At 62.8% G+C, this 18,965-nt stretch carries 19 protein-coding genes; 5 read left to right on the top strand and 14 right to left on the bottom strand.

What is annotated here, in order from left to right; genetic code table 11:
* Positions 1-99: 99 nt before the first annotated feature.
* Both gltS and HQ394_RS02270 read right to left on the bottom strand, forming a co-directional pair.
* Positions 100-1,299 (bottom strand): sodium/glutamate symporter, encoded by a 1,200-nt coding sequence (gltS, locus tag HQ394_RS02275; RefSeq protein ID WP_190261845.1) that lies wholly within the window; start codon positions 1,297-1,299, stop codon positions 100-102.
* Complete coding sequence (locus tag HQ394_RS02270; protein ID WP_223291791.1) at positions 1,289-1,537, bottom strand: hypothetical protein; 249 nt, start codon at positions 1,535-1,537, stop codon at positions 1,289-1,291. Before HQ394_RS02270 ends, gltS begins: the two co-directional genes overlap by 11 nt.
* 249 nt (positions 1,538-1,786) lie before the next feature.
* Between HQ394_RS02270 and HQ394_RS02265 the strand changes: the two genes are divergently transcribed.
* Both HQ394_RS02265 and HQ394_RS02260 read left to right on the top strand, forming a co-directional pair.
* Positions 1,787-3,238, top strand: coding sequence for a hypothetical protein (locus HQ394_RS02265; protein ID WP_190261843.1), 1,452 nt, complete (start codon positions 1,787-1,789; stop codon positions 3,236-3,238).
* Positions 3,222-4,238 carry a hypothetical protein gene (locus tag HQ394_RS02260; protein ID WP_190261842.1) on the top strand — a complete coding sequence of 339 codons (1,017 nt, stop codon included), beginning with the start codon at positions 3,222-3,224 and terminating at the stop codon, positions 4,236-4,238. Before HQ394_RS02265 ends, HQ394_RS02260 begins: the two co-directional genes overlap by 17 nt.
* A 421-nt stretch (positions 4,239-4,659) precedes the next feature.
* Here HQ394_RS02260 and HQ394_RS02255 read toward each other — a convergent pair whose 3' ends face one another.
* From HQ394_RS02255 to HQ394_RS02245, 3 genes are all read right to left on the bottom strand, one after another.
* Complete coding sequence (locus HQ394_RS02255) at positions 4,660-5,061, bottom strand: hypothetical protein (protein ID WP_190261841.1); 402 nt, start codon at positions 5,059-5,061, stop codon at positions 4,660-4,662.
* Between the two features lie 2 nt (positions 5,062-5,063).
* Positions 5,064-5,465, bottom strand: a complete 402-nt coding sequence (locus HQ394_RS02250) for an EF-hand domain-containing protein (protein ID WP_190261840.1) — start codon at positions 5,463-5,465, stop codon at positions 5,064-5,066.
* Positions 5,466-5,895: 430 nt separating this feature from the next.
* Positions 5,896-7,209, bottom strand: coding sequence for an MFS transporter (locus HQ394_RS02245; protein WP_190261839.1), 1,314 nt, complete (start codon positions 7,207-7,209; stop codon positions 5,896-5,898).
* Positions 7,210-7,380: 171 nt separating this feature from the next.
* On the opposite strand from HQ394_RS02245, the gene HQ394_RS02240 reads away from it, so the two are divergent.
* Positions 7,381-8,742 carry an IS1182 family transposase gene (locus HQ394_RS02240; RefSeq protein ID WP_190260069.1) on the top strand — a complete coding sequence of 454 codons (1,362 nt, stop codon included), beginning with the start codon at positions 7,381-7,383 and terminating at the stop codon, positions 8,740-8,742.
* Between the two features lie 163 nt (positions 8,743-8,905).
* Here the strand turns inward: HQ394_RS02240 and HQ394_RS02235 are convergent, their stop codons facing one another.
* On the bottom strand, positions 8,906-9,418 hold the full coding sequence (locus tag HQ394_RS02235) for a winged helix-turn-helix transcriptional regulator (RefSeq protein WP_190261838.1): 513 nt from the start codon (positions 9,416-9,418) through the stop codon (positions 8,906-8,908).
* 265 nt (positions 9,419-9,683) lie between these two features.
* On the opposite strand from HQ394_RS02235, the gene HQ394_RS02230 reads away from it, so the two are divergent.
* The gene (locus HQ394_RS02230; RefSeq protein ID WP_190261837.1) at positions 9,684-10,217 is read left to right on the top strand and encodes a MaoC family dehydratase; all 534 of its coding nucleotides are present in this window, start codon (positions 9,684-9,686) and stop codon (positions 10,215-10,217) included.
* Here the strand turns inward: HQ394_RS02230 and HQ394_RS02225 are convergent.
* The 7 genes from HQ394_RS02225 to minC all read right to left on the bottom strand — a co-directional run bounded on the left by HQ394_RS02225 (position 10,214) and on the right by minC (position 15,512).
* Positions 10,214-10,915, bottom strand: coding sequence for an NAD(P)H-dependent oxidoreductase (locus HQ394_RS02225; protein WP_190261836.1), 702 nt, complete (start codon positions 10,913-10,915; stop codon positions 10,214-10,216). The two genes, HQ394_RS02230 and HQ394_RS02225, sit on opposite strands and share 4 nt — an antisense overlap.
* An 89-nt stretch (positions 10,916-11,004) precedes the next feature.
* Complete coding sequence (locus HQ394_RS20360) at positions 11,005-11,136, bottom strand: hypothetical protein (RefSeq protein WP_263053761.1); 132 nt, start codon at positions 11,134-11,136, stop codon at positions 11,005-11,007.
* Positions 11,137-11,188: 52 nt separating this feature from the next.
* On the bottom strand, positions 11,189-12,643 hold the full coding sequence (locus HQ394_RS02220) for a TRAP transporter large permease (protein WP_190261835.1): 1,455 nt from the start codon (positions 12,641-12,643) through the stop codon (positions 11,189-11,191).
* Positions 12,640-13,164: a TRAP transporter small permease subunit gene (locus HQ394_RS02215; protein ID WP_223291790.1), complete on the bottom strand. Its 525-nt coding sequence runs from the start codon at positions 13,162-13,164 to the stop codon at positions 12,640-12,642. Before HQ394_RS02215 ends, HQ394_RS02220 begins: the two co-directional genes overlap by 4 nt.
* 321 nt (positions 13,165-13,485) lie before the next feature.
* Positions 13,486-13,764 carry a cell division topological specificity factor MinE gene (minE, locus tag HQ394_RS02210; protein ID WP_190261834.1) on the bottom strand — a complete coding sequence of 93 codons (279 nt, stop codon included), beginning with the start codon at positions 13,762-13,764 and terminating at the stop codon, positions 13,486-13,488.
* Positions 13,761-14,576: a septum site-determining protein MinD gene (gene minD / locus HQ394_RS02205; protein WP_190261833.1), complete on the bottom strand. Its 816-nt coding sequence runs from the start codon at positions 14,574-14,576 to the stop codon at positions 13,761-13,763. Before minD ends, minE begins: the two co-directional genes overlap by 4 nt.
* Before the next feature lie 54 nt (positions 14,577-14,630).
* Complete coding sequence (gene minC, locus HQ394_RS02200; protein ID WP_190261832.1) at positions 14,631-15,512, bottom strand: septum site-determining protein MinC; 882 nt, start codon at positions 15,510-15,512, stop codon at positions 14,631-14,633.
* A gap of 585 nt (positions 15,513-16,097) precedes the next feature.
* On the opposite strand from minC, the gene HQ394_RS02195 reads away from it, so the two are divergent.
* Positions 16,098-17,384 carry an MFS transporter gene (locus HQ394_RS02195; protein WP_190261831.1) on the top strand — a complete coding sequence of 429 codons (1,287 nt, stop codon included), beginning with the start codon at positions 16,098-16,100 and terminating at the stop codon, positions 17,382-17,384.
* A 26-nt stretch (positions 17,385-17,410) separates the two neighbouring features.
* On the opposite strand, the gene HQ394_RS02190 is transcribed toward HQ394_RS02195, so the two are convergent.
* Positions 17,411-18,865 carry a N,N-dimethylformamidase beta subunit family domain-containing protein gene (locus tag HQ394_RS02190; protein ID WP_190261830.1) on the bottom strand — a complete coding sequence of 485 codons (1,455 nt, stop codon included), beginning with the start codon at positions 18,863-18,865 and terminating at the stop codon, positions 17,411-17,413.
* Between the last annotated feature and the right edge of the window lie 100 nt (positions 18,866-18,965).

Genomic DNA, 18,965 nt, shown 5'->3' with positions numbered 1-18,965 from the left:
GTCCATCTTTGAGCTTTTCCGACGAGTTGCCGCCGCTCAATATGCAGGGTTCGCACGCGGCTGAGCGATCGTGGCAACATGTCGCCCCGGTAGTCTGCCTTATAGCGTCGCGAAAAACGTAATCGCCAACGAATTAATGATGTCGATGAAGATCCCGCAGGCCAGCGGAACGATGACGAATGCCTTATGGGCACGGCCGTACTGCTTCGCAACAGCGGTCATAATCGCCATCGTCGTCGCCGTCGAACCGAGGGCAATACCAATGAAGCCGGCGGCAATGACCGCCGCGTCGTAGTCTCGCCCCATGATGCGGAAAACGATCAGGTAGGCATAGGCGAGGGCAAGGACGACCTGAATGAGGGCGACGACGAGCACAAAGACCAGAAGATCTCCCGCCGTCCATAGCTGCATGCCCATTAAGGTCATCGAGTAGAACAGGCCGAGACTGACATAGGCGATCAAGGTCAGGCACTGGTCGCTGCCGGTCCAGTCGATCTGCGGCGCGATCCGCGGCTTAAGGTTGCCAAGAGCGATGCCGGCAAGCAGGCACGACACGTACAGCGGCATGTGCAGGCCCGTGGCGTTAATGCCGGCACTGATCAATTGGCCGCCGAAGATGGCGATGTGAATGCGCAGCAACGCCAAGAGAAAGGCGCGATAGTCGACTTTTGGCGCTTCACTGTCATTGGCGAAACCGACTTCGAGATTACCGCCTGTCTGCGGTGCCTTGAGCCGGTGGCGGGTGATCAACTGCTGTGCCAATGGTCCGCCGAGGCAGCACGCGGCGATCAGCCCGGCCATATTGACCGCGAGGCCAAGCCGAGAGACGTTGTCGACGCCGAACTGCTCGCGAAAAAACGGTGCCCAAGCGACAGTGGTCCCGGAGCGGCCGATCAATGACATGGAGCCGCCGACGATGCCGATCTGCGGATCGTAACCGAACGCCCGGGCGATGCTCATGCCGGCGATGTTCTGGACGAAAATGAACACCGTGGCGAGCAGCACCAGCAGCAGTAGTGGTCGACCGTTGGTGATGAGGTCGCGAATATTGCAGCGAAGGCCAAGTGCCGCGAAAAAATAGATAAGAAGAGTATCTCGCCGGGTCATGTCGAAAGTTATTTCGACATTCGTGATCAGATAGACCAGCGCGATCAGAATAGCGAAGGCAAATCCACCGATCACCGGCTCCGGAATGCCATAGGTGCGCATGAACTGGGAGCGCATGACGATTGCATATCCAAGAAAAAACACACAGATGGCGATCGTCGTTGTACCGAATACGTCGACTTCAAACGTCATGACGTCCCGTCCGCGAACTGGCCTTGGCGATTTTCACGCGATGAATAATGGCTGAAACCGCGAAAGGTGATACCGGCTGGATGGCGGGCGCATCAACTGTGCTGGGTGTGGATGCACCGAAAACGCGCGGACTCCTACCACCGAGAAGCATCGCCAACGACAGCAGCAAGGCGACCCGGAACAGGGCGTTGGCAGGCGCCGTACCGATCAGCAACCAGCGTCCGCTACTGTTGATCAACCGACACCGCATGCCAGAGCATAGAAGCCCGGCAAGCAAGATCAGTGCGGCAACGCCGGCTCTCCTCGCACACGAAAGAGTGTACGGCCTGCCGCCACTCTACGGCGCTGTTTCGACTCGACACAACGCTAAACATGACGCTTCAATGCAGCCCGACTCGGTCATATAGGATTATATGCGACGTCTTCGCGAGAAGGCGCCGCATTCGCTGACAGTGTTCGCACCGATGTCAGTACGAGCGATGAGGGCATGAGTGCGGCTCACGCGAGCGAAAGTTCGGCGGAAGAGCGCGGCGTAAGCAAGCGCAAGGAGCGGGAACGGATGATGGACCGGGCAATACAGCTACGGCGTCGGTATGGCGGCTATGGTGCTGTGGCGCTGATGGCGCTGCTCTTCGGCTGCGTTACTGTTCTGACTGGTTGTGACGACGATGGCTTGTTCAGCCGGTTTCGGCTGAAGCCGGAAGAGGTTGTTCTCGAGCGGACGCCCGACCAGAACTACGAGAAGCTTTTCCCCTATTACGTCGATCTGTGCACGGTCAGCCAGACGGCAGAGGTCGATGGCAGCCGCGGCAATCCCTTTGGTCATGCGGCGCTCTACATCAAGGGGGCGTGCAAGGACGAGGACGCGCCCTTTCCGCAGCTTCGCCGCTGCCGGCGGATCGCCACCGATACCCATGACCCGGAGCACGGCGCCGGCGTCAGTGTCAACCGCTGGTTCCGCAGCGTCAACTGGGTGGCGGTGCCGGGCTATGACCTGTTCTTCGAGGGCAATCTCAAGCCGGGAGAGCGCCTGACGCAGGCGAAGGTGGATGCGACGGTGCGCGACGCCGTCGATAAGGGCGTCTTCAAAGGGGTGGAAGTGAGCGACCGCTGGGTGCGTAACCCGGAGCAGACGAGCATCTACGACTTTGCCGCCAATAGCTCCATTACCACAGACTTTGCCTTGCGCTACGCCCGTAACGTGTTCTGCACCCGCGTTCCGGTTCCCGAGCCGGTGCTCGACGAAGTCATCGCTTTCCTCAACGACAAGAATACCGAATACGCCACCGGCAAAGCCGACTACCACTGGAACCTGATTTCCGACAACTGCGTGCACACGGTGCGCAATGCCCTTGCCGCTGCCAACTTCTGGTCACCGTATTCGGTGCGCCGGGTGAAGCTGCTGCATCTGCTGCAACTGGCGGTACCGGCGCATGAGTTCGTCAATCTCGCCGTCCTCGCCACCGAGGGCGACGGCGAACTCGATGATTATCGGCAGCTTTACCGCGACGACCCAATGCGCGACGCTCTCAACGACTTCAAGTGGCTGCCGACGCGGCATGGCGCTCTGGTCAAGACGCTGCCGGTCCATGAGCCAAACGATATCTTCCGCACCGAGTTTCGCTTGTTTACGCTGCAGTCGCCCTTAAGCATGGGCAAGCGCGCGGATACGGTTCGCGTGCTCTCGGAAAAGCGTAACGTCGATCTCGAAACGAACCTGCAGTATTTCCTTGATCGCTACAACGCAATCCTTGCGACCCACAAAGAGGAATTCGATAGTATGGCGACCGTCCGCGGAACGCCTTTCCGCCGCTTCAGTCGCGTCTACCGTGACTATATTGTCGAGCAACGCGACGACGTGGAGGCGAAGCTGGCGCAACTCGCCGCACTGAAGCAGGCTCCCGCAGCCGAACCGGTGGTCGATGCCCAGCCCCGTTAGTGCGGATGCGGCAGCCGCGCCGTTGCCGGAGATCCCGCTCGTCGATGTGGGAGCCGACTGGCCGCTGGCAACTCTCGATGCCGCGATCGATCGGGCGCACGCGCTGCTCGACGAAGGCAGCGGCCATGTTCCCGCATTTGCCCTCCGGCTGGTGGACTCCGTCTCGCGGCGCTGGCTCGCCCGCTGGCATGAGCCATACCTGCAGGAGATCGATCGCATCGCCGCGCGCATCAACCGACCAGGCGCACATTTCCTCAACGTCAGCTACGAGTGGGGGTGTACGTCCTCGGCCTGTTCGCCAGCGGACGGTTCACCGCCGCTGCTCAGTCGCGTACTCGACTGGCCGGAGCGTGGGCTTGGTCGCCACGTCATCGCTGCCCGCATTCACAGTGCCGCCGGGCGTTGGGCATCGCTCACTTGGCCCGGCTATACCGGTGCACTGCAGGCGGTTGCCCCTGGCCGCTTTGCGGCGGCACTTAACCAGGCACCGATGGATCAGCCCGTGGGGCTTTATCCGCTGGACTGGATGGTCAACCGGACTCGGGTTTGGCGCCAACCGCATCTGATCGCCGCCCACCTGCTGCGGCGCGTCTTTGAACAGGCACCGGACTTTGCCGCGGCGAAAGCGATGCTGCGGGACACACCGATCGCGCTGCCGGCCATCTATACGCTGGCCGGGATACGCGCCGGCGAAACCTGCGTCATTGAACGCCGGCCGGAAGCGGCGCACGTGGTCGAAGGGCCAACGGCGGCCGCAGCGAACGCGTGGCAGGCGGCCCACTGGTCGGGACGGCCGCGCGGCAGTGATAACGTGGAGCGCCAACGGGTAATGCAAACGGCGAAACTGACGATCGACCCGTCCTTTCCCTGGTTGCGGCGGCCCGTGCTGAACCAATGGACGCGTCTGGTCTTTGTCGCCGAGGCGGCTTCCGGTGCGTTTGTCGCTCAGGGATACGAGGCGGAACAGCCGGTAACGCGGGCCCTGCAGGCGATCGCCTGAATGTGGCGGCAAGATGGGGCAGGATTACCCAGCATCATGCGACAGAAGCTCTTTTGGCTGCCACTCATTCTTGCAGTGGCTGCCTGCGATCGTCGACCAACCCCTCGACGGGGATGACCGATACGCGGCTGACGATACCGTTCACCAGCGCCAACGCCGAACGCGCGGAGGCACAGTGGCGCCAGTGCGTCCAGTTCCGCTCCGAGTTTTTGTGCCCGCAACCTGCCAGGGGGACGGCCAGCCAGCATTGCCGGACCGCCGCCGGCGGAAACCGGGGAACTGTTGCAGCGCGAGAACGATCCATAGGCGTGACGCCCACCTAGACGTGGCGCCCACTGGGCGCCTGGAAAACGATGGGCAGCGAAATCCACCAAGGCTGTCGCTGCCCACCTCATCGGCGATTGAACATGGCTCGCGGCAATTACATCCCTTGTTGCTGCCGGCGCCACTCGGCAAATTGCTGTTCTTCCTCGATCTGCCGCTGAACCTGGGCCTGCTGCAGGGCGCGCTGGCGTTCGAAATCGAGTTGACGCTGCATCGCCATATCTTGCGATGCTTGCCGCTGCTGGAACTGACGCTCTTCCGCCGCCCGGTCGACGGTCATATTGCCAGCCATCCCGCCGACGGCGCCACCGATGAGCATGGCCGACGTGCTGCCGCCAAAGATGGCGCGACCGGCCCCGGCACCCAGTGCCGCACCACCGACCGTTCCCACTCCTGGACCGCCACTGCCGCTTTCGCAGGCGGCAACGCTCAAGGTGACCGCCGCGACAACAACAAGTGCACGAAGGGACAGGCGGGATTCTGTGTACAATGCTCGCATGATTACTTGTTCACCTCCGCGGTAACGGCGCTGACCATTTCATCGAATGAAAGGGCATTGTCATTATTTTTGTCAGCAGCTCTGAACGCCTTCATTTTGTAGTTCATAATCTCAATAAATGTGAGATATCCATCGCCGTTGGCATCGATCTCCGCAAACTTTTTCGGGTCTGGTGAACCAAGCTCTTCCGACGTCAGTTTGCCGTCGTGATTGCGATCGAGGCCGGAAAATGCGGCCGCTGCGTCGCGGGCGAATTCCCCTTCGCTCACCAGATTGTTACCGTCGGTATCAGCGGCTTCGAAAGCGATTTTCTCGTAGACCACGCCGAAATCCATCGGGTCGGGCAACTCGGCCGTCCAGGCTTGCGCCGTGGCCGGGATGATGCTCGCGGCAGCGATCGTCATACACACTGCAGCAAGCAAGTCATTTCGTCGTCTCATGACATGTCTTCTCCATCCATATCGACAATCGTGGGCTGATGCGCAGAGGTTGATCGTCATTGCGCTGAAGACGTCGGCCAGTAACTTGGCCAAAGATTCTTCTGCTCCGGAAGAAGTGAAAATACACTCAATACACCTGCCAATCATAGTTAAGCAGGACACATCTTCATGCGATTGATACCAGCAGGAACGCCGCCGACATTCATAGATCTAGTTTGAGCACTCTGCTGACTTACCCCCAAGAATAGCTCAGAACCTTATTAATTGAGCCGCGAAATTTTAGAGGCAAACCAGTCGTTGTCAATGACCGCTCGCTGCCGTCAGGGCAAAAGCCAGAGGAACCGCTTGATGCTGTTCGCTGTTGGCATTGCCTCTGTGCGCGATTGCTCCTGCATCAGTCGGTGCGCGGTGACGTCTCTGCTGCTGTCGATAGCAACGGCTGGTCGACCAACTGGTCGCGTTGCCAGAGCGGCGGAAACAATCGCGTCCACAGCGCGGCGACCAAGATCGAGCCGGCGCCGCCGATGACCACGGCGGCAACTGCACCCGTAATGGCGGCGACGGCGCCGGACTCGAATTCGCCCAACTCGTTGGAAGCGCCGATAAAAAGCGCGTTGATGGCGGCGACGCGCCCGCGCATAGCATCGGGCGTATCAATCTGCACCAGGGTTTGGCGGATCAGCACACTGATCATGTCGGAGGCGCCAAGAACGAACAGGCAGGCGAGCGACAGCGGCATGCTTTGCGAAACGCCGAAGCCAATGGTGGCGAGGCCGAAGACACCGACCGCCGTGAACATGATCGGGCCGGCATGCCTGCGGACGGGAAAGCGGGCAAGCCAAAGCGCCATGCTGATGGCGCCGACCGCAGGCATGCTGCGCAGCAGCCCGAGGCCCGAGGGGCCAACGTGCAGGATGTCGCGGGCGAAAATGGGCAGCAGTGCCGTCGCACCGCCGAGCAGGACCGCGAACAGGTCGAGCGAAATCGCCCCAAAAATGACCGGTCGGGAGCGGATGAATCGCAGGCCGGCGAGGAGCGAATTCCAGGAGATCGGCTGGCGTGGTCGTAGCGCCGAGCGGGTGCGGATCAACGCATAGAGACCGATGGTGATCGCGTAGCAGGTGGTGGCGAACGCGAAGACGACGGTGCTGCCGTACGCGTACAGGATGCCACCCAGGGCGGGACCGATGACGGTTGCCACCTGCCAGGCGGAGGAGGTCCAGGTGACGGCGTTGGGGAAATGCTCGACCGGGACAAGTCCCGGCAGCAGCGCCTGGCCGGTGGGCATGGCAAAGGCGCGGGTGGTGCCGAACACGAGGATGAGCAGGTAGATCAGCCAGATCGGTGGCGCGCCGCTTGCCACCGTCAGTAGCAGTCCGATGCCGGCGGCGGTCCCGATGGCGGCGCAGATCAGCAGAATGGCGCGGCGGTCATAGCGGTCAGCAGCGTGTCCGGCGAACAACGCCAGACTGACCACCGGCAGGAAGGCGACCAAACCGGCGAGGCCGAGGGCAAGGGGGCTCGCCGTCAAGTCATAGATCAACCAGCCCAGAGCAACCGACTGCACCATGAAGGCGATGGCGGAGACAAAGCGGGCGATGCAGAACAAGGTGAAGTCGCGCGAACGAAAAGCGACCCAGCCGGATGCGGGCACACCAGCGTGGGGCGGCAGCGAGGCGGCGGTCGCGGAGCGGCTGTCGGCGGTCATGCGCATCCTTGGGCGGCGGCAAACGGCGGCATGATGACCGCTCAGGGGCCATATAGGACCTCGCCGGCGAAGTGGATGCTCACTAGCAGCCTGTCGGACTTAACGCGAGGCGGAGCTGTGGGTTATAGAATCCGGGCATGGATTCACGCCCCCGGCCCGGACCTCTTCGGCATGAGCAACTTCCGCCCGATCGACCGCGACAGCGGATTTCTGATGCCGCCGTCGGTGGACGAGTGGCTTCCGCAGCGGCACTTGGCGCGGTTCGTGGTGGAGGTGATCGCGGGGCTGGATCTGCGGCCGATGACCGGCAGCTACCGTGGCTCTGGGGAAGCGTCCTACCACCCCAGCCTTCTGCTGGGCATTCTGATCTACGGCTACGCCACCGGGGTGTTCTCCAGCCGCAAGCTGGAGCGGGCGACCTATGACAGCGTGGCGTTCCGCTTCATCGCGGCGAACGATCATCCGGACCATGACACCATCGCCGCGTTCCGCCGACGCTTTCTGCCGCAGATCGAGAAGCTGTTCGTCCAGGTGCTGGTGCTCGCGCGCGAGATGGGCGTGCTGAAGCTGGGAACGGTCGGGCTCGACGGGACCAAGGTCCACGCCAATGCCAGCCGGCACAGCGCGCTGTCCTATGACCATGCGGGCAAGCTGGAGGCCCAACTGCAGGCCGAAGTGGCCGATCTCATGGCCAAGGCAGAAGCGGCGGACCAGGTGGACATCGCTGACGGCATGTCGATCCCCGACGAACTGGCGCGACGTGAGGAACGGTTGTCCAGGCTCGCCGAGGCCCGGGCGAAGATCGAGGCCCGCGCGAAGGAACGCTTCGAACGGGAGCAGGCAGACCATCAGGCGAAACTCGCAGCACGGGACGCCAAGGCAGCGGCCACCGGCAAGAAGCCCACGGGCCGTGAGCCGAAGCCGCCGGTGGCGACGCCGCTGCCCACGGATCAGATCAATCTGACCGACGAGGAAAGCCGCATCATGGCGGTGGCGGGCGGCGGTTTTGAGCAGTGCTACAATGCGCAGGCGGCGGTGGCGGCGGGCAGTCTGCTGGTGGTGGTCGCCGACGTGGTGCAGGCGCCCAACGACAAGCAGCAGCTTACACCCATGCTGGACAAGATCGGCACTCTGCCGGACGTGCTCGGCAGGCCGGACATGCTGTTGGCGGACAATGGCTACTTCAGCGAGGCGAATGTGCAGGCCTGTGTGGCCGGCGGGATCGAACCGCTGATCGCACTTGGTCGCGAGGCGCATCATCTCAGCCTGCAAGAGCGCTTCGCTGCGGCGCCACCGGCGCCCGAAGACCCCACCCCGGTTCAGGCGATGGCGTATCGGCTGCGCACGCCGCAGGGCCGCGCGCTCTACGCCCTGCGCAAGCAGACGCCCGAGCCAGTGTTTGGCATCATCAAGTCCGTGCTGGGGTTCCGGCAGTTCCTGCTGCGCGGGCTCAATGCCGCCCGTGGCGAGTGGAGGCTTGTGACCATGGCATGGAACCTGAAGCGGATGTTCGCCCTCAGCCGCGCCGTCTAGCCTGCGCGGCCAGTTCCGCAGGCGCGCCAGCGCGACCGCACCGCCCAAAATGGCGCTGACAGAGGCGCCGACGCACCGATCCCTACGCAGGTCCGGCGACGCCCGAGACGCAAGTCCGACAGGCTGCTAGGGCGTGATCAGCAATGGTGCGGGCACGACAGGCTTACGGCGCATCCGCCGCATCTTTCGCCGTGTGCGTGCTTCGCGCTATCCGTTCGGCGCTAAAGGCATCGCCGAAGGTTGTCAGGATGTCCTGCGGCAGCAGGACCTGACCGCAATCGTGATGAAAGCTCAGATCGCTGATCGCGCTGCCGCAGGTCTTGTGAATGAGCGCAACAGCGGGTTCGTCGGCCGGATCGAGGCCAGACCAGCGCATGCCCCATGCCCGCAACGCCAGCACGACCCCATGCAGGTCCAGGCCTTTTGGTGTCAGCCGGTATTCGTAGCGCGGCGGGCGCGCCTGATATTGTCGTCGTTCGACGATGCCGGCCCGCTCAAGCCGTTTCAATCGTGACGCAAGCAGATGCGATGACATCCCGGTCTGAGCCTGCAGCGCATCGAAACGGCGCGTGCCGAGGAAGAACTCGCGAATAAGCAACATCGTCCACCGATCGCCCAGCACAGCGAGTGAGCGCGCGATCGGGCAGACGCTGTTGGCGATCTCGTCCCAGCCCATGGTCCTGTTCCTTTCGAGCCTGCAGTTGCGAACGGGAAGCCGCGTCCATCATACCGCTCGCCGCCTTACCTGCAGGCATTCTCGCGGCCACTTGGCTCGCGGCCATTTGACTCGCTGCCAGCCGGCAAAGTCAATCCCGTGGACCAGCATTGACTTTAATTTTTGAAGTTACAATATGGTAGCAATCGGCCGGCGATCGAGCCGCGGTTAAACCGGGTACGCAGCCAGGCCGGATCGGCGAGCAGGAAATTTGGGAGGCAGGACGATGTTCGAAGCTAAGGAACAGGTGGGTGCAAATCCGGATGGGGTGACGACGCCTGCGGCGTCCGGCAGTCACGCGGAGACCGGCGGCTTCTATCTCGACGACCTTTGGGTCGGTCAGCGGTTCCGCAGTGGCTCAGTCACGATCGATGCGGCCGGGATCAAGGCCTTCGCGGCGGCATACGATCCGCAGCCGTTTCACCTCGACGATGCCGCCGCCCGTGGCACGCTCTTCGGCGGACTGTCCGCCAGCGGCTGGCACACAGCGGCGCTGACCATGCGCCTGATCGTTGACGGCGGCCTGCCCATTGCCGGCGGTGTGATCGGCGCCAGCGGCGAACTCGCCTGGCCGCGGCCGACCCGGCCCGGGGACGTGCTGACGGTGGATACGGAAGTTCTGTCGATCACGCCGTCGCGATCGCGACCCGAGCGCGGTACCGCCACGATGCGCAGCGAAACGCGCAACCAGAACGGCGAGCCGGTGCAGATTTTCACCATGAACCTGATCATCCCCCGGCGACCGGTGCCGGCGGCTTAGTCGCGGGGGTAGAGCCTGTCGTCGAAGTCCTCAAGGCGGGGAAAACGGAGCGGCTGTAGCGCCTCAAGCTGTCGCAGATAAGCGCGGTAGGCGTCGAGGATGCTGCCGCGTGCTGCATCGTTGAGGTAGGGAACATGATAGGCGGCAAAGGGGGCNAGCACCTCCATGCCGACGTAGTAGAGGGTGCCGCGCAGCAGTGGCCGGAGCATGTCGTCGAGCGGGCCGTGAATGGCGCGCTCGCCGAACATGTGTGGCCGAGCGCCGAGGGTGAAGGCGAGCAATCCCTTCTTCCCGACGAGGCCGCCGCGATCGTAGAAACGTTTGCCGCCGTAGGTGGGGCCGGACAGCAGCACCCGGTCGATCCATCCTTTCAGCATCGCCGGCACCGAAAACCAATACATGGGAAAGCTGAGGATCAGGAGGTCGGCCCACAGCACCAGGTCCAGTTCATTGCGGATATCGTCCGGCAGCGTACCGCTGTCCCAGGCGTGCCGCTGCTCAAGCGCATAGACCAGGTAATCGGGGTTCTGCCGCGACGGAAAGTCAGCTGCCTTGGCCACCGGATCGAACCCCTTGGCGTAGAGATCGGACACCCGCACGGCATGCCCCTCTGCCTGCAGCACCTCGACCGCCGCATCCCGCATTGCCGCGGTGAACGAGTGTGGTTCCGGGTGGGCATGCACGATCAAAACTTTCATCGACATTCTCCGCGCTTCGCCAACGGGGTTGTAGCGTCAGGGCCCGGCAGACATTGCCGGCGTCTGCACTCTTGGCCAGGAGACCTTCATCAAGCCGCGGCGGTCATGCAGCATCCCAAGTCATGCACCCGGTTGTCGATCAGTTCGCGATCCCGCAGTTGAACGGTCGCTTCACGACGATTCATGACCGGCTGGATGGCGCCGGCTTCGAGGTTATTCAAGGAGTAATTTCCGCCGACCGTGGTTGCGGAGGAAAAGGCGGAGCGTTCCCTGCTAGCGGAAGCTCGGCATCGGCGGTGGGTCTTCGTCTTCGAAGGTCGGCACCTGAATCTGAATCCTGGTTGGCGCGTTGGCGGGGGCGTGCGCCGAGGGCATGACCATGGCCGGAAAAGCAATGACCAAGGCCACCATGATCAGCTGGATCAGGACGAAGGGGATCGCCCCGCAATAGATCTGCATGGTGGAGATGCCCTTGATCGATTGCCCGGTAACGCGATCGACGTAATCCTTGCTGGGTGCCACGCTGCGCAGGAAGAACAAGGCGAAGCCAAAGGGCGGATGCATGAACGAGGTCTGCATGTTGACGCCCAGCAACACGCCGAACCAGATCAGATCAATCCCCAGCTTCGCCGCCACCGGTGCCAGCAGTGGCACAACGATGAAGGCGAGCTCGAAGAAATCGAGGAAGAAGGCGAGGACGAAGACCATCAAGTTGACGACGACCAGAAAGCCGATCTGACCGCCCGGCAGGCTGAGCAACATCTGCTCGACCCACAGGTCGCCATCGACGGCGCGAAAGACGAGACCGAAGACGGTGGAGCCGATGAGGATGAACAGCACGAAGGCGGAAAGTCTTGCCGTCTTGTCCATCGCCTGCTGCAGCAGGTCCAGGTTGAGCCGCCGGTTGGCGAGCGCCAGGAGCAGGGCGCCGGCGGCACCCATCGCCCCGCCCTCGGTGGGNGTGGCGACGCCAAGGAAGATCGTGCCGAGGACGAGGAAGATCAAAAACAAGGGCGGGATGAGCGACACCACCGCTCTGCGCGCCAGCTTCAGACCCTGCAGCGATCGCGCCTGCGGTGGCAGTGCCGGTACCAGGTCGGGCCGGACCAGGGAAACGACGACGATCCAGCTGGCGTAGAGCAGGGCCAATCCGAGGCCGGGGATGAAGGCGCCCTGGTACATGTCGCCGATGGGCTTGCCCAGTTGATCGGCCATGATGATCAGCACCAGACTGGGCGGGATGATCTGTGCCAGCGTGCCCGAAGCGGCGATGACGCCGGCGGCAATGCGCCGGTCGTAGCCATAACGCAGCATAATCGGCAGTGAGATCAGGCCCATGGAGATCACCGACGCGGCGACGACGCCGGTGGTCGCCGCCAGCAGCGCGCCGACGAAAATCACCGCATAGGCGAGGCCGCCGCGGATCGGCCCGAACAATTGGCCGATGGTATCGAGTAGGTCCTCGGCCATGCCGCTGCGTTCGAGGATCAGCCCCATGAAGGTAAAGAATGGAATCGCCAGCAGCGCGTCGTTGCGCATGATGCCGAAGATGCGTTCCGGCAGAGCCTGCAGCAGCTCCGCGCGCAGCAACCCCAGTTCGATTCCGAGCGCGCCGAAGACGAGGCCGAGCGCCGCCAGGGAGAACGCCACCGGATAGCCCAGCAGCAAGAAGACAATCAGCGCCAGGAACATCAGCGGCGCCATGTTGGGCGCAATGACGTCGATCATCGCGCGGTCCCGTTGTCCCGAAACGGGTCGAGAACAAGGCTCTTGCCGCCGTGATCGCCTGGATGGGCGTACGGATCATCGAGCCGTCCCTGCAGGAAGGCGATCCGCTTGATCAATTCGGAGATGCCCTGCAGCAACAGGAGGAGGAAGCCTGTGGGGATCAAGAGCTTCACCGGCCAGCGGATCAGCCCGCCGGCGTCGGCGGACAGTTCGCCGCGGGCGAAGGACTCGACGAACAGCGGCCAAGCGAACCAGATGATTAGCAGCGCGTAGGGAAAGAGAAATAGCAGCGTTCCGACGATATCGATCCAGGCGCGGGTGCCATGCGAAAGGTGATCGAAGATGACGTCAATGCGCACATGCTCGTTGCGCAGCAGCGTATAACCGGCGCAGAGGAGAAAGACCGCCGCGAACAGGTACCACTGCAGCTCCAGCCAGGCATTGGAACTGGTGCTGAACAGGTAGCGAACGAGCGCATTGCCGGCACTGATGACAACTGCCAGCAGAATCAGCCAGCGCACGGCAGATCCCACGCGCTCGTTCAGGCGGTCGATGGCAGCCGACAACCGCAAGAGNGAATGGCATCGACGGACGGGCCTCCCTGACGCTGGACGGGGGGGAACTCGTACCACCATTCCACAAGGCTGGTTCCAGCGGTAGCCCGTCATCGTTGCCGGCAGAGTCTGGGTTGCCGGCGAACTCTGGCCAAGCACGGACCAATCGCTGGGATGGCTGCGCCGCAAGCAGGCCTGCATTCCTTTGCCGCACGCACCGCTTAGCGGCCCACATTATCGCCGCGGCCGAATTATCGCCGCGGCCGACTGGCCAGGCTCAGGCCGGCATCATGAAGCAACATTGGCGGCGGCAACGCCCTTCGGCAGTTCGATGTTGACTTCGAGCACAGAGACGTTGCCCGAATTGGCCAGACTGACGGCGATCTTCTCATTGTCGACGGCAACGTACTTGGCAATCACCTGCAGCAGCTCGGTTTTCAGCCGTGGCAGGTAGTCGGGGCCGGAAAGGTCGGCGCGCTCATGCGCAAGCAAAATCTGCAGGCGTTCCTTCGCCTGCGTGGCTGTCGCTGGCTGCGGTCTGGTGCGAAAGAACGACAGAATGTTCATGCAGTCCTCCACAGCAGACGCTGGATCAATCCCCGCCGTTCCACGGTCATGAAGCGATGCTCGATCTGCTCGCCGAGGTAGCGGCCAACGACGTCTGCATAAGCAAGGCCGGCTTTGGACGTGGCATCGAGGATCACCGGTTGCCCCAGGTTCGATGCTGCCAACACTGATTCACTTTCCGGAATGATGCCGAGGAGGGGGATCGCCAGGATTTCGAGTACGTCCTCGACCTTAAGCATATCGCCGCGTTCAACGCGCTTCGGGTCATAGCGGGTGATGAGCAGGTGTTCCTTGACCGGCTCCTCGCCATTCTCCGCCCGCCGCGAGCGGCTTTGCAGGACGCCCAGGATGCGATCGGAGTCGCGAACGCTGGATACCTCCGGGTTGGTGATAATGACTGCCTCGTCGGCGAAATAGAGCGCCATCAGCGCACCGCGCTCGATGCCGGCTGGGCTGTCGCAGATGATATAGTCGAAGCTCTCCTTCAGGTTGTTCAAGACCCGTTCGACGCCGTCGCGGCTGAGCGCATCCTTGTCGCGGGTCTGACTGGTGGGCAGGATGAACAGATTGTCGATCCGCTTGTCCTTGATCAGCGCTTGGCTGATTTTGGCATCACCGTTGATCACGTTGATGAAATCGAAGACGACACGGCGCTCGCAGCCCATGATCAGATCGAGGTTTCGCAATCCGACGTCGAAATCGATGACGACGGTTTTGTAGCCCCGTTGTGCGAGCCCGGCGCCGAATGCGGCGGCAGAGGTCGTCTTCCCCACGCCGCCTTTCCCGGATGTCATGACGACAACTTTAGCCAACGCTTCCTCCAACCTTGCAACCAAGATGCCTTCCTGCTTCGTGCCGCCGCTTGGTCACGGCAACGGCTCGATGGTCAGCCGNCCGCCTTCGAGAGCGATTTGTACCGGCTTGCCGATGAGTCCCTCGGGCATGTCTTCGCGTACCCGCCAATAGCCGGCGATCGAGATCAATTCCGCCTCCAGACTATGGCAAAATATCCGTGCTTCCGGATTGCCGGAGACGCCAGCCAGCGCGCGTCCGCGCAATGCGCCATAGACGTGGATGTGGCCGTCGGCAAGCAACTCGGCACCCGGGCTGATCGAGGTTACCACCACCAGATCGCCGCCCTGGGCATAGACCCGCTGACCGGAGCGGACCGGATTGCGAATCATCAGCGTCGACTTACCGCTCGCGGGAGCACTGGCCGCGCCATCGGCCTGACCGCTGACCACAGTCTCGACCACCGGCACTGGCGGGNNGCGACGCTTGGGGCGGTGGCGGCGGGCGTTTGCCGCGGCACGGCAGCCGGTGGTGGGGGCGGAGCGAGCGGTGCCGTCGTTTCTGCCGCAACCGCCAGCGACGCCTTCNCTGCCGGCGGGAAATAGGCACAAACCGGCGTTGAGCGCCGCCTTGGTCTGGTCATCGGTACCGTTCTGGACGCCGACCAGAACGAGTTGATGCTGACGCAGCCGGCGCCCCAACTCGGCGATGTTAAACGGCGGCGCGTCGGCCAGATCCTGCAGATCAATCACCAGCGGCGCATGACGAAAGAAGTTCGGTGCCTGCGCCACCTTGTCGGCGAGGAACTGGAACATCGACGGGTCCTTGGGATCGGACAGCCGCAGCACCAGAAGCGTGAACGCGCCGCCGCGGAGATGGAACGCCGAAAGGGCGGTCCGCGCGGAGGTGTTGCTCACGGGAGCGGCGGGTTCGGGCAAAGCGTCTGCGCTTGGCATGCGTTGTCATAAACCTCATCAGCGAATCGGGGCCATCATGCCCGAGGTCGGGAGCGGTGTCACAGCGCACTCTTTAAGCGTTGTCAATTGGGATTAAGAACGGGGCGTAACAACCAGGATTTGCCGCGAATCTGCCGCCGGTGCCGGCGGGACGGGGCCAGTGCTGATGGCTTCGCGACCAAGCACAGCCGGTGGAGATTGTGCAGGCGATTCGCGAACGACCACCACAGCTGGGATCCTGGCCGTCATCTGTCCACAATATTTACGCTGCCACCGATCGTGATTGATGGCGCGGACAAGATGCCAAGGGCAGACGCGTGGGAATAGGGCGACGTCTACGCAGTCGGGGCGGACTATCGTGTCTGACAAGCGACGACCTTCGCGTCGCTGCCTTAACCGATACACAGCGGGGGCGGGCAATCTTGGGAGAAAAGCCGGGGGACCCCCTCAGGGGCATGCGGCAGGTGTGTTCGCGATGCATAATGCGCCGGGCATATGCGCTGGCGCGCCGCCGCCGGCCGGACCTGATGGGGATGGCTGGCGACTGGGATCGGTTGCGGCAAAGACGAGAGTGAGTAGAATCGAATGCGGCTTGGCGATGAGCGGCAGACTCCGCGGAAGCGACACGCAGCAAAGGATCGTCGCCTCGTCGCTAGTCTGTGCGCGAGCCAAGTGCTGACCATGCTGGGCGTGTTCGCCTTTCCGGCCCTGCTGCCGCAGTTCATCGTTGATTGGTCGTTGAGTAAGACCGAGGCCGGCTGGATCGCCGGCGTATACTTCGCCTCCTATGCGCTGGTGGCGCCACTGCTGATTTCCAGCACCGACCGGCAGGATGCACGGCGCACTTACCTTGGCGGCACGCTTGTTGCCGCTGTCTCGTCGGTTGGCTTCGCGGTCTACGCTGATGGATTTTGGACGGCGATGGTCTTCCGTGCCCTGGCGGGGACGGCGCTTGCTGCAACCTACATGCCGGGGCTGCGCATCCTCGTTGACCGCTATCGCGGTGAGAAGCCGTCGCGGGTGATCTCGTTTTACACCGCTTCCTTCAGTCTCGGGACGGCCGTCTCCTTCTTTGCCACCGGCGCGCTGGCGTCGGCGTTCGGATGGCGCTGGGCTTTCGGCGGCGCCGCCATGGCCGCGGTGGTCGCATTCGCCATCGTCTTCGCCCTTCCGGTGGCCACACCGAACGCCCAAGTGAATGGCGGTGCCGACGCTCGCCGCGAGCAGCGCGGCTCCGTTCTCGCCCTTCGCCCGGTCGTGCGCAATCGGGCGGCGCTGGGCTTCATTCTTGCCTACGGTGCCCACTGCTGGGAGCTGTTTACCCTCCGGTCGTGGCTGGTGGCGTTTCTGACCGTCAGTGCCGCTGCCGGTGCTGCCACTGGCGAGGTCCAACTCGCCCTGGTTCCCACCACGGTTGCAACCCTCAGCGGGCTGGTGGCGATGGCGGCGAGCATCTCTGGTAACGAGTTGGCGCTGCACTTCGGCCGCGCCCGGGCGATCGGCTGGACGATGGCCGCCTCGGCGCTGGCGGCGGCGGTGATCGGCTTCCTGGTGCACCTGCCGTATAGCTGGGTGGCGTTGTTGGCGCTGCTCTATACCGCCTTGGTGCAGCTGGATTCGGCTTCGCTGACCGCGGGCGTTGTCGCAGTGGCACGGGCCGGCCACCAGGGGGCAACGCTGGCGCTGCACGCGTTGTTTGGATTCAGCTGTGCCGGTATCGGTCCGCTAATCTTCGGCTGGGTGCTCGATCTGAGCAAAGGTAACAGTACGCCAGCGTCGTGGGGGACAGCTTTTGTTGTTACCGCGGTGGTCGCGGGCATGGGCATCCCCGCCCTCTGGCTTACCCGTCGCGGCAGTGGACGCGGCGGGTAAGCTGCAACACTTGTGGCGTGTGGTGTCTAATTGGCGGAACCGGCGAAGCGAGCGAGTAGGTTGCGGGTCATTGTTTGCACCGCCGGATTCTCCAGGCCTTCCCACCAGTCGTCGAGACCCCAGGTGAACTGAAGGGAGCCGGCAGCAAAGACGATCGCCCCGCTGGCGCTCCAGGTGTAGAGGCTCATGTCCGCGTAGCCGAAGGGATCGGGCGAATGGGCAATCACCTGCGTGCCGACGGGGGCGTTGCCGAAGCTGGCGTCGGTTTCGTAGCCGAGCAAGCCTTTGAGCAGATCGCCATTTTTCAGCCCGGTGTTAGCGTAGATCCAATGCGATGCATTGGAGACGACGATATCACCGTCCACCGGATCACCATGGTACATCACGCCGATCAACGCGTCTTCCGGCCGGTTGACCGGCGCATCACGCCAAGTGGTGGTGATGTACTTGTCGTTGCTGGTGTTGGCATCGAGGGCGTAGGGGTCCTTGCTCAACGCGTCGTACTTGTAGGCGACGATCGTCCGCCGCGCCGCGCCGTTGACCGGGCTGGCCTCGTAACGGATCTGCCAGTAACAGTCGTTGGAGCCGAAGAAGCCGAGATGGATGCCCTTGGCGCGCGCTGCCTCGACGTTGGCCCGCAGGTTCCAGGTCCAGTATTCGTCGTGGCCGACGGAGAGAAATGCCTTGTGATTGAGCAGCAGGCTGGGGGTGTTGTCGAGTTCGTAATTGGTGGCGTAGGTGACGTCGTAGCCTTCCCGTTCAAGGAAATGCGCCATGTTGATTTCCCAGGCGAACAGGGCGCCGGAGCCGTCGCCTTCGTAAGGCCGGTTGAAGGATACCTTGCTCGCCGGGATGCCATTGGTGCTGTTGTAGCTGTACAGCGACTTGCCTCCCCAGCCGTTGTAGGCCTGCCAAGTGTTCACTGGGCTCTCGAACAGATAGGTGGAGGCGTAGGAATCATTGCGGACGACGAAGGGGATATAGCGCTGGTAGCCGCCGGTGACCGCTTCCAGCTTGGCGAGATAGAAGCCACTGATCCAGGTGGTCGGCACTTTCAGCGTGTAGCTCACTTTCCAGCCGGCATCGACGAGACCGGTGGTCGCATTCGGCGCCGGTATCGTCTGTTTGACGCCGCCAGTGCGGGTGAGGGTGTTGGTGACCCGCCGGCCACCGACTCCGTCGTACCAGCCGATCCGGTAGATGGTGATCTTGTACTTTGGCGATATGCTGCTGATGTAGAAGCTTATCGTCTGGCCGAGGTTATAGCTCGGCAAGTTGGTATAGCCTTCGATCTCGCCGTTGGTGGCGAGCGGGCCATCAAGGTACCACTCCCAGTCGCCCGGCAGGGCGTTTTCGGTCTGGATCGGATTGGCGGCCAACGCCGGCGGCGGCGCCAGGCCGATACACAGTCCGGCGACAAACAACGCCGCAGCGAAACGGAAACAAAGGCATTTTCGCGCCAGCAACAATATCCCGCGCATCGGACAAAATCCTCCTTCTATGCGAGCGTCGAGCTGTCTGATCCCATCAGCATGGAATGCTATGCCCTACAACCAGAGCTGTCTGTGACGTTGCGATACT

Source organism: Defluviicoccus vanus (assembly GCF_014672695.1).
GTDB lineage: Bacteria > Pseudomonadota > Alphaproteobacteria > Rhodospirillales > Defluviicoccaceae > Defluviicoccus > Defluviicoccus vanus.
This window is presented reverse-complemented; position numbering and strand designations above follow the sequence as displayed.

What these genes read in the sequence shown, in the direction of transcription:
- gltS (WP_190261845.1), bottom strand. Translation starts at nt 1,299, where the DNA reads ATGACGTTTGAAGTCGACGTATTCGGTACAACGACGATCGCCATCTGT.
- HQ394_RS02265 (WP_190261843.1), top strand. Translation starts at nt 1,787, where the DNA reads ATGAGTGCGGCTCACGCGAGCGAAAGTTCGGCGGAAGAGCGCGGCGTA.
- HQ394_RS02260 (WP_190261842.1), top strand. Translation starts at nt 3,222, where the DNA reads ATGCCCAGCCCCGTTAGTGCGGATGCGGCAGCCGCGCCGTTGCCGGAG.
- HQ394_RS02255 (WP_190261841.1), bottom strand. Translation starts at nt 5,061, where the DNA reads ATGCGAGCATTGTACACAGAATCCCGCCTGTCCCTTCGTGCACTTGTT.
- HQ394_RS02250 (WP_190261840.1), bottom strand. Translation starts at nt 5,465, where the DNA reads ATGACGATCGCTGCCGCGAGCATCATCCCGGCCACGGCGCAAGCCTGG.
- HQ394_RS02245 (WP_190261839.1), bottom strand. Translation starts at nt 7,209, where the DNA reads ATGACCGCCGACAGCCGCTCCGCGACCGCCGCCTCGCTGCCGCCCCAC.
- HQ394_RS02240 (WP_190260069.1), top strand. Translation starts at nt 7,381, where the DNA reads ATGAGCAACTTCCGCCCGATCGACCGCGACAGCGGATTTCTGATGCCG.
- HQ394_RS02235 (WP_190261838.1), bottom strand. Translation starts at nt 9,418, where the DNA reads ATGGGCTGGGACGAGATCGCCAACAGCGTCTGCCCGATCGCGCGCTCA.
- HQ394_RS02230 (WP_190261837.1), top strand. Translation starts at nt 9,684, where the DNA reads ATGTTCGAAGCTAAGGAACAGGTGGGTGCAAATCCGGATGGGGTGACG.
- minE (WP_190261834.1), bottom strand. Translation starts at nt 13,764, where the DNA reads ATGAACATTCTGTCGTTCTTTCGCACCAGACCGCAGCCAGCGACAGCC.
- HQ394_RS02195 (WP_190261831.1), top strand. Translation starts at nt 16,098, where the DNA reads ATGCGGCTTGGCGATGAGCGGCAGACTCCGCGGAAGCGACACGCAGCA.
- HQ394_RS02190 (WP_190261830.1), bottom strand. Translation starts at nt 18,865, where the DNA reads ATGCGCGGGATATTGTTGCTGGCGCGAAAATGCCTTTGTTTCCGTTTC.